12 protein-coding genes are annotated in these 13,844 nt (G+C 46.2%); 2 read left to right on the forward strand and 10 right to left on the reverse strand.

Annotated features, from left to right (window positions below):
* Positions 1-7 precede the first annotated feature (7 nt).
* Positions 8-721 carry an ROK family protein gene (locus ACFYU8_RS24810; protein WP_390304823.1) on the reverse strand — a complete coding sequence of 238 codons (714 nt, stop codon included), beginning with the start codon at positions 719-721 and terminating at the stop codon, positions 8-10.
* 234 nt (positions 722-955) lie between these two features.
* Between ACFYU8_RS24810 and ACFYU8_RS24815 the strand changes: the two genes are divergently transcribed.
* Positions 956-1,723, forward strand: a complete 768-nt coding sequence (locus ACFYU8_RS24815) for a Matrixin (protein ID WP_390304824.1) — start codon at positions 956-958, stop codon at positions 1,721-1,723.
* Between the two features lie 374 nt (positions 1,724-2,097).
* On the forward strand, positions 2,098-2,289 hold the full coding sequence (locus tag ACFYU8_RS24820) for a hypothetical protein (protein ID WP_390304826.1): 192 nt from the start codon (positions 2,098-2,100) through the stop codon (positions 2,287-2,289).
* A 39-nt stretch (positions 2,290-2,328) separates the two neighbouring features.
* On the opposite strand, the gene ACFYU8_RS24825 is transcribed toward ACFYU8_RS24820, so the two are convergent.
* The 9 genes from ACFYU8_RS24825 to ACFYU8_RS24865 all read right to left on the reverse strand — a co-directional run bounded on the left by ACFYU8_RS24825 (position 2,329) and on the right by ACFYU8_RS24865 (position 13,758).
* Positions 2,329-3,546 (reverse strand): CynX/NimT family MFS transporter, encoded by a 1,218-nt coding sequence (locus ACFYU8_RS24825; RefSeq protein WP_390304828.1) that lies wholly within the window; start codon positions 3,544-3,546, stop codon positions 2,329-2,331.
* A gap of 227 nt (positions 3,547-3,773) precedes the next feature.
* Complete coding sequence (locus ACFYU8_RS24830) at positions 3,774-4,343, reverse strand: helix-turn-helix domain-containing protein (protein WP_390304831.1); 570 nt, start codon at positions 4,341-4,343, stop codon at positions 3,774-3,776.
* Between the two features lie 344 nt (positions 4,344-4,687).
* Complete coding sequence (locus tag ACFYU8_RS24835; RefSeq protein WP_390304834.1) at positions 4,688-5,287, reverse strand: response regulator; 600 nt, start codon at positions 5,285-5,287, stop codon at positions 4,688-4,690.
* Positions 5,284-6,426, reverse strand: coding sequence for a sensor histidine kinase (locus tag ACFYU8_RS24840; protein WP_390304836.1), 1,143 nt, complete (start codon positions 6,424-6,426; stop codon positions 5,284-5,286). Before ACFYU8_RS24840 ends, ACFYU8_RS24835 begins: the two co-directional genes overlap by 4 nt.
* 63 nt (positions 6,427-6,489) lie before the next feature.
* On the reverse strand, positions 6,490-7,548 hold the full coding sequence (desA, locus tag ACFYU8_RS24845) for a Delta(5) desaturase DesA (RefSeq protein ID WP_390304838.1): 1,059 nt from the start codon (positions 7,546-7,548) through the stop codon (positions 6,490-6,492).
* Positions 7,549-7,803: 255 nt separating this feature from the next.
* Positions 7,804-8,838 carry an ABC transporter substrate-binding protein gene (locus ACFYU8_RS24850; RefSeq protein ID WP_390304840.1) on the reverse strand — a complete coding sequence of 345 codons (1,035 nt, stop codon included), beginning with the start codon at positions 8,836-8,838 and terminating at the stop codon, positions 7,804-7,806.
* Between the two features lie 117 nt (positions 8,839-8,955).
* Positions 8,956-10,536 (reverse strand): helix-turn-helix domain-containing protein, encoded by a 1,581-nt coding sequence (locus tag ACFYU8_RS24855; RefSeq protein ID WP_390304842.1) that lies wholly within the window; start codon positions 10,534-10,536, stop codon positions 8,956-8,958.
* Between the two features lie 121 nt (positions 10,537-10,657).
* A complete protein-coding gene (gene fhuB, locus ACFYU8_RS24860; RefSeq protein ID WP_390304844.1) occupies positions 10,658-12,739 on the reverse strand; it encodes a Fe(3+)-hydroxamate ABC transporter permease FhuB in 2,082 nt (693 codons plus the stop codon).
* A complete protein-coding gene (locus tag ACFYU8_RS24865; protein WP_390304846.1) occupies positions 12,739-13,758 on the reverse strand; it encodes an ABC transporter substrate-binding protein in 1,020 nt (339 codons plus the stop codon). Before ACFYU8_RS24865 ends, fhuB begins: the two co-directional genes overlap by 1 nt.
* Between the last annotated feature and the right edge of the window lie 86 nt (positions 13,759-13,844).

Consider the following 13,844-nt stretch of genomic DNA (forward strand, 5'->3'; position numbering starts at 1 on the left):
TGTTCAATCACGCGAAAAATGGATCTCCTGCAAGAGCAGCTTCACTGATCACCTTTGCCGTCAGTTCTCCATTTTCAACAAGGGTTCGATTGGTCACGGGCTCCTTCGCAGTTGTCAGTTTGTGACGGGCTGCGTTTTCGATGGCGGTACCAGAAGCGTAATTTTCCAGGCATCCGCGATTTCCACAGCGGTACGACGGTCCGTTCCAATCGATCGAGATATGACCGAATTCTCCCGCACTCCCATCTCTACCTGAAACCAACCGCCCGTCACTGATGATTCCTGCCCCTACCCCTGTGCTAACCGTGACGTAAATCATATTTCGTGTACCGACACCTGCGCCCCATAGCCACTCCGCAATTGCCGCTGCATTCGCATCATTGAACAGTTGAACAGGCAATCCGAACCTTTGCCCAATTAACGTGCCAATCGGTACATTTCGCCAACCCAAATTACTCGCAAAAATGACTTCGCCGCTATCGCTGTTAATCACACCAGCTGAAGCGATTCCTACACCGCGTACTTTTTCAGGATGAATGCCGCTTGCTGACAGGACATCGTGCGTGGCGGACAGCACCCTTTCGATCACTGCCTTCTCTCCCTCTTCCGCGTGCGTAGGCAGTTGCTTTTGTGCGATCAATCCGCCTGTCTGATCCACCAGACCAGCCAAGATTTTGGTCCCGCCCAAATCCAGTCCAATCGCATATTCCTCTTTTGCCATGCTCGTCTCTCCTTCGTTTACCGTAACCGCTTTACATTAGTTTCTCCAATGGCTTTATAAACTCAACTTTGCTTTATTTGTAGCACACCCTTTCCTATTCGTCCAGATTATTCTGGAAAATCCAACTCACAATTGTTGATCGTTCATGCTCCCTCCTCCACTACTCCTTTTTAATCACCATTCCCAGTAATTTTCAGTAAAAAACTACTATTGTAATGGAAAGGAGCCCCACTGATGTTAGAAAGAATTTTACGTACACTCCTACTATTCACGCTTACTCTTGTTACTCTTGTAAATGGATACTTTATCACACCGACAAACGCACAGGATCAATCCGAATATAAAGTAGATTTTAGCGGTGTATCCGCTCCCATCCCTGTCAATATCCGCACCGGACCATCTACTTCTGCTGCAATCATCGACAGGCTTTCTCCTAATACCCGAGTACAATTTTCTGGTTGGACCCGAGGTACCTCGCTCACTGATTATTGGACAAACGCCTCAGATAATAGATGGTTCTTCTACGAGAAAAACGGCGTGAAATACTATGTCGCCTCTGCTTTTATTAATGGAAACCCACCTGAAATCGATCAAAATAACCCCTTCGTTACGTACCAAGTAACCATTACCACAAACATTCCGGCTCTTAGACAGGCCTATGAAAATGCGATTCGAAATTGGAATGACACTGGCATTGTTTTATTAACACCGTCACAAAATGCTCCCATTACCTTAGGTGAAGGTTATACGAGAGGTTATGATGGACTTGGCTGGTGGCAATCGAATGGCTCAAGAGTTACCGGTGGCACTGTCATCCAATGGAACAGAGTAAGCAACAGAAACGCAGCTTATTTAGAAGCCTTGGCTACTCATGAGATTGGACATGTCATACGCCTAAATCACAGGTCCGATTACTCGATCATGAATAATTCCTGGCTAACGAGAATCACAGGTCCCACACCAAACGACATCAATGAGCTTCGAAACATCTATAGTCGATAGCTTCATTGCCAGCCCAACTCATGGTAATAGACCAAAGTGGCCTTACACGATTGGGAGCTGATCCGCTTTTTGATTAGCATCTGTACCCGTAACCGAGAACATCTCACAGCCGAAGTGGGCTTCATCATTCTGGAAGGATACGGCCGTTTGTTCTGAAGAGCATGCAGCTTCACGACGCGTTTTGGAGAAGGCTGAAATGAAGCTGGATAAAATCGTGCCCGAAAGCACTGAAATTGCGGGTAAGATGGTGAATGACTGTTTTTATTCGTTGGAGAGATAGTATTTGGATATGTTTTCCTCTAAAGATCGGGCTTTCATCACGGGATTCCACTGTAGGCTTATGCTACAATACTTCTTAACTGGAGGTGTACAGCATGAATTCTTCAAACAACAATCAAGCCTTTAACAGCGCAATGAGTCACATGCAAAATATCGAAGGACTCCCGAGCAAATCCGCTGATTTAAATAGCATGCCAGCACCTGTAAGATGGTTTGCTTACTTTGCTTTTGGAGGTATGGCTATCGGTGGAATCGTTGCTTTCATCCTGGCCTTGATGAACAATTAACGGTCTGTACTCTGTACAGGCTTTTTTTAATATGTTTTCCTATTTGGGTGATCCAATATAACGATTTCTAGCTGCACCTAGACCAAATATAAAGAGCAAGGCTGACGCGCAAACCAAAATGAGAAGTGGAATAGTCCAGCTATCAGTTACATCATGCAGATATCCGAAAAGGGTCGGGCCTATTGCAGCAAGTAGGTATCCAACTGATTGAGCCATACCGGACAGCTCGGCAGCCTGTTGTGCATTCTCTGTACGTAAGCCAAAAAACATCATGGATAAACTAAATGCAAAACCTCCCCCAATTCCTAGTACGATGATCCACAAAACGATTAAATTCGAGCTTCCGTAAAGTAACCCAAGAGTTCCAATTAAAAGCAAAATCGTCGTAATCGTAACTAATGAACGTTGACTGGACATACGTCCTGCAATAATCGGAACGACAAAAGTAAATGGAAGCAAAGCTAGCTGCATAATAGAAAGTAACCAGCCAGATTGATCTGAACTTATTCCTTGTTGTTTTAAGATTTCAGGTAGCCATGTAATAAGTACGTAAAAAATCATAGATTGGAGTCCCATAAACAACGTTACTTGCCATGCTAGTGCAGAACACCATAAATTCACGCTGCTATCAGCCGTTTGCTTATGAAGGGTATCTGTTTCCACATGGCGGCGTTTCATTTGAGGTAACCAAAAGAATACGGATACTAAACTAAGAATACCCCAAATTCCCAGTGCACCTTGCCATCCAAGTCCTAATCCAACTGCAATGGGAACACTAATACCAGAGGCTATTGCTCCTAATAAATTCATAGATATGGAATATACACCCGTCATTAAACCAATTCTTCTAGGAAACTCTCGTTTAATAAGGCTAGGCAACAATACATTAGAGACAGCAATTGCCAATCCAAGAACAGCAGTACCGATATATAAAGTAGCGATTCCTGACAGGGAACGCAAAACAACCCCAAAAGTAAGAAGAATAATGGAAAACAGAATCATTACTTCTACTCCAAACTTTCGTCCTAATTTAGGCACAATAGGAGAAAAAAGTGCAAAAGCTAATAGAGGTAACGTGGTAATCATACCTGCCAGCGTATTCGAAATGTGAACATCGTCCCTAATAAGACCAACTAGAGGCCCTACCGAGGTTAAAGGAGCCCGTAAATTAATTGCAATAAATATAATACCTACAATCACCACCCAAACTGCTGATCTGGTAACATTTGGAGTTGATTTTATATCTTGAGTGCTCATGATTTTCCCTCCTAGTTTTTAAAATTTAATGCAGAAGTTAATTCAAATCAAAAAGTATATTATAATATACTTTTCGTTCAACAAAGAGTACTATAATACAACTAATAACAATTGTCCAATATCTATCCTCTCTAATAAATCACAACAAGAAATAACCCTTTATCAACCATTCGGTCGGATAAAGGGTCATAGTCGTCGTAGTCTATGAGAATACAGGGGATAGATTTTTAGACCCCGTATTTCAAAATAATATGGATCACAACAACATCGTCGGATTGATTTATATATGAATGCGTGCCATCTGCACAAAAACTAATCGAATCAAATTGATTCAAGGTGTATGACTCATTATTAACATTGATGGAAAGGGCTCCTGACATTACTGTCGCAATTTCCGTTGTATTGTGGTGATGCTTCTCTGGATAGTATGAGCTATTCGGTTGTAAATAAGCTCTATACGTTTCAATTTCATTACTTACGTTTTGAAAGATTGGCTCAATTACCCAATCTTTATTATCCCCAGCAATTTTGAGTCCCTTCCCAGCCCGGGACAGATTCACACTGTTTTCGGTTGAAAATAAAGCCAAGAGTGGTATAGATAAGCATTTCGAAATCTTCCACAACACCCCGATTGTTGGGTTGGTTTCTCCACGTTCAATATTTCCAAGTGTCAGCTTGCTCACACCCGATAATTCTGATAAATCTTCAAGGCTCAAATGTTTCTCTTTACGAAGTTTTTTTAATACCCCTCCAACCTGTAAAACAACTTGTTTTGGATCATCGGTTTCTAGATTCACTTTAAGCCTCCCTTTGCAATATCGATGGAAACTATAAAAAAATTTGCTAGTAGCATTTTATTTACTATAGTGGATGAAATCATACTAAATATACCAGATCATCAATCATAACATTCATTACGTGTATTATATTATACTTTGATAATGTCTGTTTTCTCTTCTCTTCTGATAACATCCCTCTGGTACCAGGCTTGCATCCCTCATCTTCACGGCCTTCTTTTGCTATTTTTATTGGGATACGATCAGCTACCTCTTCGAGATCATTTCCGCTGGACTTAGAGATTGACCCCATAAAAAAGAAACCCTTCCTGCAAAAACAGAAAGGGCCTCCTCCAGCTGGTCTGCTACTTAAACCAGCCTTTTTCCTTGGAATGCATAATCGCTTCAATTCGATTGCTCACACCGAGCTTGTCGAGAATGACGGAGATGTAATTGCGCACCGTCCCTGTCGTAATGTACAGCTGGCTGGCAATCTCCTTGGTGTTCTTCCCGTCTGCGATCAAGACTAGGACTTCCTTTTCCCGCTCCGTCAGCGGATTCTCCTGCCCGTATGCTTCATCAACCAGCTCAGGGGCGTAGATCCGTCTGCCCGCCATAATGCTGCGAATCGAGCTGGCCAGCTCTTCACTCGGACTGTCCTTGAGCAAGTAGCCGTTTGCCCCTGCCTTCAGTGCTCGTTCGAAGTAACCTGGGCGAGCAAAGGTTGTCAGAATCATCACCTTGCAGCCGCTGCCTTTCAATTCCTCAGCAGCGTCTAATCCGCTTTTAACCGGCATTTCGATATCCATGATGCAAATGTCGGGTTGATGCTGATGCACGAGTTTGACAGCATCCTCACCATTACTGGCTTTCCCGACGACCTTCATATCCTCTTCCAAATCGAGCAGGGAAGCAAGGGCGCCCAAAAGCATCCGCTGATCCTCTGCAATGACAATGCGAATCATCCTCCCGCCTCCTGTTCCGGTTGTTTGAAGACGTTGGGTACCCGAATCACTAGCTGTGTTCCAGACTCTGAGGACTGGATTTCCATGCTTCCGTTGACGAATTCCAGCCTTTCCTTCATCCCACGCAAACCGTTGCCGCGGTAGACCAATTCCTCCGCCATCCCGATCCCATTATCCGTTACACTTACGACGAGATCGGTGCGGGTAGGATCGATGACGATGGAGCAGGCAGTGGCATTGCTATGCTTCACAATATTGTTAACGGCTTCTTTCAGGCACATGCACAACACGTTTTCCGTCATCAGCGAAGTGTTGGTCAGATTCGTGTCGCCTTCGAGCATGAATTCAATTTCGGCCGCCTTGAAAATTTGCTTGATCCGAAACATCTCATCCTCTAGCCGCGTTCCACGCATTTGCGTGACCATTTCCCGTACTTCTTTCAAAGCGATTCGCGCCGTTTGCCTGATTTCTTCTATCTCCCTTCTCGCCAGAGCAGGGTTCTTGCTGATCAACTTGTTCGCCAAATCGCTTTTCAACCCAATCAAGGAGAGCTTCTGCCCCAACGTATCGTGCAAGTCGCGGGCAATGCGCTGGCGTTCCTCGAGCTTGACCAGCTCCGATATTCGCTTGTTCGCATGCTCTAGCTCTCCCTGTAGCTTCTCTCGCTTATTCCAGTTGTACGTGGTCACGGGCAAGAGAATGACTGCAATCATGCTAACCAAAACAAACGGAAGCTGGCCAATCAATTGAGTGTTTTTGGTGAAAAAGCCGATGTTGACCGATATGGTGGTGCTAATCAAATGTATCGTGTATAGCGTAGCAAAACCGATCTTGTTCTGGATATTCCCGATAAAAAATGCCAGGAAGAGCGAGAAATACACATAGCCGAACATCAAGGTCATGGCGACGGATATGATGATCTGCACACTCGTCCAAAAGTAAATCAGCCAGCCCTTTGACAGGAAAGAGAATACATAACAAACGAAAAACAAAATGATCATGATGATTCCGATCACAGCTTCGTACGTCGAAGAGGACCGGAAGATGAAATAGAATGGCAGGATGTAGAAGACAACCCACACATAAGGGCTCAAGCCCGTATTTTTTTGAAGAATTTGATACCACTTCAGCTTCTGCATACTTGCCCACCTTTTCTTCGCCACTCTCTCAAGTGTATCGGAATTCAAAGGTTTATGGCAGGCTTATTTTCCTTCCAAACTTGGTTTGGAGCCTTGAAGTGCATCTATGATTGCTTCCGACTGAGCAGCAGCCAGCCGCTTGATGCCTTTGAAGCTCACAAAACGTTTGTTGCTCTCATCCCATAAATGAAAACGCAGGCACTGCAAGCTGGCCGCCAGTGTAATCGTTGTCGCCATCTGAAGTGGCGGTGTCTCGTTATGTGCTTTTTCCAAGTTGTAATTCGGTACGCGTGGGCTTAAGTGATGAACGTGGTGAAAGCCAATATTGCCTGTGAGCCACTGCAAAACCTTCGGCAGCTTGTAGTAGGAGCTTCCTTCTACTGCCGCTTTCACGTAGCTCCACTCTTCATCGTTCTCAAAGTACGAATCCTCATACGTATGCTGCACATAAAACAGCCAAATCCCAAACAAGGCGGAGACGAAAAAGATCGGACCTTGAATCAACAGGAATGCTTGCCAGCCAACCGCCCAGATCAAAAGCGCATAAAGACCGACCAGCAGCACATTCGTCAAATACGTATTCAACCGCTCTTTGCGGCGAGCTCTCTTCACATTAAAACGATACTGAAGCAAAAAGACAAAAATAGGTCCCAAACCAAACATCACGATCGGATTGCGATACAGCCGATAAGCGATTTTATGCCAAGTAGAAGCCTCGAGATATTCATTGACAGTCATCATCCACAAATCGCCTACGCCTCGTTTGTCGAGGTTGCTGCTCGTTGCATGGTGAATATTGTGACTGTTTTTCCATTGTTCATAAGGGACGAGGGTCAGCACACCGGTTATCGTACCAACGATGTCATTCGCCAGACGATTTTTGAAGAAGGATTGGTGGCAGCAATCGTGGCAAATGATGAATGTACGGATGACAAAGCCGGCTGCGACGATGACGATAGGCAGCGTGAGCCAATAGGACACAGACAGACTGAGATAAGCACCGTACCAGAGTAGAATCAGCGGAACTAACGTATTGAATAGCTGTCGGATACTCTTTTTCAAGTCTGCTTTTTCAAAGGGGGCAACATTCTTTTTCAGCTGGGCAATGTTGGATTCATGCATCAATTGTTTCCTCCTCGATTGATGCGCACAGGGACATGTGAATTCGCCGGACGCAATATTCTATCTTTATTGTAGGAAATAGCGTCTTGCCGCTGTAGTCATAAACGTCAAGTCGAGGACATGACAAATGTCATGGTTGAATATATATCTGGAAAATTAAGGGGGAGTAAACTAAGCGGGACATCCCATATTATACCAAGAAAAGACCCCATCCATACTTCGGATGAGGTCTCTGGCTTTGAAGCCGTATTCTTCTTACTTCACATCGAGACGCTTCACGATGTCATCGAGCAGCAAATTCGCTGCCTTGATGCCGCCTGCTTTGTTCCAGATCGTTTCGTCTACTTGGTAAACTTGATTGGTTTTCGCCACATTCAGAGATTTGAAGACTGGGCTTTCCATCCATTTTTTCGCGTTGTTCGCAATGTCTGTAGATTCTTTCGTAGGCTCCGTTACCCAGTAGAACAGGATGTCCCCGTCCATAGCGGACATACCTTCTTCGCTGATCATTTCTGCAAAGCTGTCTACGTCCTGGGAAGCTGGACGTGCGAGTCCCAGCTGATTGAGCAGCACACCGCTAAAGGTATCTTTTTGATAGATCTGTACACCTTTTTTGGAGAATTTCGCTACGGATACTTTGGTAGATCCTTTAGAACCAAGCTTTGCTTTCACAGCAGCTACACGGTCGTCGAATCCTTTCAGGACTTGCTCACCTTCCGCCTTCTTGTTCAGTGCTTCTGCATAGAGGGTGAAGTTGCTTTTCCATCTTCCAGACAGCTCTTCAGAGAATACGGTTGGAGCGATTTTGGACAGTTGATCGTAAATCTTTTCATGACGTACTTTGTTACCGATGATCAAATCAGGGCTCAGGCTTACAATCGCTTCGAGATTCGGCTGGTCTTCGAAGCCCAACACTTCTACACCTGTCATCTCATCCTTGATGTGAGGATACCAAGGATCTTCATCCCAGGATTGTACAGCAGCGATTGGCTTAACGCCAAGTGCAAGCAAAGCTTCGGTACCTTCATTTGTTAAAATAACCACGCGTTCTGGTGTTCCCTTAATTTTCGTGGTACCCATTGCGTGTTTCACTTCACGTACTTCTTTAGAATCGGCTGGTGCTGTTTGCGCTGGTGCTGGAGTAGCCTCAGTCGTCGTTCCCGATGCTGCTGGCGCCTGTTGAGCTTGATTGGCATTGCCTCCGCAACCGGCAAGGACAACCAGCAAGCACAGCGCGAAGAAGCTGGTCATGATGTGGCGCATGGTACGTAAACTGGTCTTACTTTTCATATCGAGAATGCCCCCACTTCTGCTTATCAACTTAGTGATAACAATTATCAATTGATAGTATATAGAGACTCCTCTTACTTTTCTATGGACGTGATTGTCTAATTGCCATGGACCAGATTACCCTTGTGCGACCTGGAGAAAATACGCTGTACCCCTTTGAATCGTATGCTCTCTGCCAAACGGTCCCCAAGGGTCCCATTCGTGATTGGCAGGATGGTACACTTTGTTTTCCCGCACCGCACGCAATTCTCTCCACAGCGGGTTGTTCCACAGTGCTGCCACATGCTCCCGTTCGCTCCAGAACACGATGATTCTCTCCGGGTTCAATTCGATCAGATCGTTGAGCGCATTTGGTTGATAGGCCGCGTGGGTCACATTCGGGTCAGGCTGAAATCCCAGCTTGTGATAAAACAAATCAGCGAGGGCGTGTCCCTCTACGCCATACAGGCGCACCTCATCCTTCAGCACGCGAATCATCGTCCATTCACCCGTGCGTGTAACCGGCAATAGTGCATCTCTTGCTTGTTTTTCCACTTTTTCAATGTGCTTGATGATTTTCTCTGCCTGACTCTCTTTTTTGAAGAGCGTCGCCAATTTGGTTTGGTAGTCAATCCAGTTCGGATAGCCGTCAAAGAAGACCGTTCCTTTTATTTTTTCCCAGTCTCCAGCCTCCCGATTGTGGAAAAAATTCATCCTGACAATCACATCAGGCGACAAGGTCAAAATCTCTTTCGGATCGATCAACTGCTCTGCATTCAGTGCTTTTGTCCCGCGCAGCTTTTGCTGCAAATAAGACGGAAAACCCGTCCTCGTTTCAAAGTAGTTCGGGAAGGAGGGGGCAGCAATCGGCTGAATTCCCATCGCAAGAAAATGATCCTGCAAAAACAGCTTGCTGACCACGACTACCCGCTGGTCACTTTGCTTCATATAAATTTGCGGCGACAATCCTTCTCGTTTTTTGAAGAGTCTACTAAAATACAGCTCATCGGCATACCCTACGCTACGAGCCACATCCTTCACACTTCCTCCAGTATGGGCAAGCAGATCCTTGGCATGCCCCATCCGCAACTCAGTCAAATATTCCCCTGGTGTCATACCCGTCGCACGTTTGAAAGCACGGCAATAAGAGCTGGGGGTCAACCCCGCCAGCTTAGGCAAGCTTCCCAATTCAAGTGACTCGCGGTAGTGATTTTGCATGTAGGTGATGGTCTCCTCAATCGCTCCAATGCCCTTATCCTCTTTCTTTTTCTGTTCATCATGAACAACACCAAGTAGCTCATAGAGCAGCGCTTGGCTCCGCAAAAAAGAAGAGTAGTCCCGCTTTTTTGTCAAATGAGAGAGCTCCTCCAATACCGTCAGAAACGAGGCGGGCGTAGAGACAGCCAAAACCTGGACTTCTTTTCTCTCGGGAACGCTCTCGTGCTGATCGCGTCTCGCTTCCACGTAATGCAGCCTGTATATGTGCAACGGTCCTGATTGGCACCGCAATTCTTCTACCTTTGTCTTCGGGCGCAACAACAAGAGCTTTCCGGTGTCGAGCACCTGCTTTTGACCATCAACCGTAATCTCTGCGCTTCCTTCTGCCACATAGCAAAGGACATGGGTGTTTACCTCCACCTGACGCAGGTGAAATTTCTTCAATCGCTGTTTGCGAAAGGCGGTCATCAAAAAGCCAGGATAATCTTGATAAATCGTCAACAGACTCACATCCTTCTATCACCGGAAATAACAAGAAAAAGTAGACAAGCTGATTGCTAGAATCAGCCTGTACTACTTTCATCATGTTGGAGATCCTTCTATTTGGCAAGTACCTGCCTAACTATTGTGAGGAACGAGACGAACGGAACATCAGTAAGAACAGATAGGGCGCGCCTAGCAATGCCACCACGACCCCTGCCGGAATGTCTTTCGGGATCATGACGATCCTTCCCAACAAATCAGAAGCAGCCAGCAATACGGCTCCAAGCATGGCGGAGACGACAACTGCACGGCGATGATGAGGTCCAACCAGCATACGTGCCGCATGGGGAGCAAGAAGACCGATAAATCCTACGGCTCCGACACTGGCAACTGCCGCTGAAGCGAGCAGCACTGCAATGACTGCCACAGACAACCGCGTCATCCGAACCTTTAACCCCAATCCAGTCGAGCTATCGTCGTTAAAGGACAAGAGATCTACCCGACGTCCTAACCACCACGCAATCGGTACTAAAACGAGGATCGCAGGCAGTAGGCGGCCTACTTCCATCCATCCCCGCCCATATGTACTTCCTGCCAGCCATGTGAGTGCAGGTGCTGCCAAAATCATGGAATGTACGATCAAGATATTGATAAGGGCGCCACCTGCGGCAGAAACCGCAATTCCTACTAGCGTCAATATGATTGGATTGAGTCCCCTTCTCCAAGAAACCGCGTACACAATCGCGGCAGAAATGATTCCTCCTGCAACGGCTCCAAGCGGCATCCAAGCCGAGAGTTGAGGAAACACGAGGAGCACGATAATCGCCCCTACACCCGCACCGCTCGTGACACCGACAATCTGTGGATCAGCCAGCGGATTTCGTACTGCACTCTGCATGAGACTTCCGCTGATCGCGAGTGCCACACCTGCCAACATCGCTGTCAACAGTCGCGGCATTCGAAGCTCAAACACTAATTGACTGTACATTTCGTTTCCTTGTCCCATGAAAATGGCGATGATCTCTGACCACGGCAGGTACAAGTTTCCGCTAGACAAACTGAGCATCCAAACGACCACAAGCAGCACAGCAAGCGTGCAAACAATCAGCGGATACGAAACTTTGCGTTGTGCTCCTCCGACGCTCATCGAGCCTCCAGACCCAGCACTCATACTGCGCGAGACACGCAAAGCCAGCCAGATCAACCATGGTCCTCCAATAGCTGCCGTGATGGCTCCAGCCGGAAGTTCACCATAATGATTGATAAACATACGTGCAATCGTATCGGAAGCTACAAGCAGCGCTGCCCCCCAGATGGCACATAGCGGCAGCAGCCATCTATGCTGGGTGATGCCAGACAATCGCACCAAATGCGGAGCCACGAGTCCGATGAAACCGATTGGCCCGACCACACTGACACTGACGCATGTAACCAAGATAGCAATAAACATGGTGAAAAGCCGTGTCTTAGCCACCTTTTGCCCCAATGATTTCGCAGTTTCTTCATTAAATGTAAGTACATCAAGCTGCCTGGCCATGAAAAAACTGACCAAAAGCCCAACTACAATCCAAGGCCAACTGAATTCTACACCCGACCAGTCATTTTGTTTCAAGGAGCCTGAGCCCCAGAGGAAAATGCCATTTGTCGTTTCTTCGTTAAATAAAATGATAGCACTCGTCAAGGAGGAGTACACCAAGGTGACAATCATCCCGGACAATGCCACACGTACTGGCGTACCTTTTTGCCCGCCAGACATGAAATATACGGTAACGGCTGCTAGTATTCCGCCTGCCATCGCAAATGGAAGCGGGTGATCATGCAAAAATGATGGCCAAAAAACCATCCCGAACACCACGAAGAAATAGGCACCCGCATTTACGCCGAGTGTCGTTTCTGACGCGAGCGGGTTTCGTGTCACCGTCTGCATCAATGCTCCGGCAATAGCCAATGCTGCACCAGACAAAAGCCCCATGACCGTTCTCGGAAGCCTGACACCTTGTATCATATGGTGATCTGAAATATCCTGCGGATCAATGATGGCCTGTACGACAGAACGCAGAGAAATGTCTGCCATTCCCTGTGTCAAACTGACAAATGTAAGCACTAACAGAGCGACTAGTCCACTCCCTAACATCAAGAACAATCTCCAGCCCCCTCTTTGTGAGGAGGTGGCTGGAGTGATGTCAGTTCGTGTGAACATTTTATTTTTGGCTAAACTCATTATTTTGCCAACAAATCAACAACTTTATTAGCAAGAATCTTTGCAGACATGGTACCACCATACGGCCACAAATCACCGCCTAGGGCGTAGACGCGATTTTCTTTCACAAAAGTAAGACCGTTCCAAACCGGATTGTTCTTCAATTGATTCTCAATCACGTTGTCATCATTTTGAATGATATGGAGGAAATTCGCATCCTGCAACGCTGGAAGCGCCTCCACGTCTGCCAGTGTCAATCCTGTTTGCTCAAATTTCTTTGGCTTGTACTTATTTGTCAGACCGATATTAATCAAGATGCTTGCTGCTGTAGAGTTATCCGTGGACAAACGGAATTCTACTGCATTTTGACTGCTGTAGCCCATCGCGAGAACAAATGGAACTTTATCTACGCCAGCTTTGGTCAGTTTTTCTTTTGCTTCCGCATAAGTCTTGTCGAGGTCTTTCAAAGCGGTTTCTGCCTCTGCATTTTTACCTGTGATATCCGCAATTTGCTTGAAGATCTCGATCATTCGATCATACTGTGATCCTTGACCTTCAGCAGGATTCGTATCAAAAGCAATCGTTGGAGCAATTTTGCTCATTTCGTCGTAATTCGCTTCCACATTTCGCTTAATACCGATAATCAAATCTGGCTTCAACATCATGATCGATTCCAGGTTTGGTGCAGTACGGCTCCCTACATCCACTACTTCTGGAGCAATCTCCACAGGAAGTTTCACCCATTTTTTCATATTTGGAATATCTGCAATCCCTACAGGCTGAATACCAAGAGCCAACAAATGCTCTGCTGAGCTCCATTCCAATGCAACGATGCGCTTAGGAGTTCCTTTAATCGTCGCCTCTCCCATCATGTGCTTCACTGTGCGCACTTGCTCTTCTGCTGGCTTCGCCGCGTCAGGCTGAGCTGTAGCAGCTTGGTTGGAACCAGATTGTGCAGTTGACCCTGCATTGCCGCAAGCAGCAAGTAGCAGCATCGCAGACAAAAATACAAGCATGACTGGTAATTTCATAAGACGCATGAAAAATTCCCCCTTACTTTTCTAGGTGATACTTTGACTGATTAAGGATGGTACATAAAGGACATGTCTTCCAGTTAGATATGATA

Source organism: Brevibacillus sp. NPDC003359, assembly GCF_042878995.1.
Lineage (GTDB): Bacteria > Bacillota > Bacilli > Brevibacillales > Brevibacillaceae > Brevibacillus.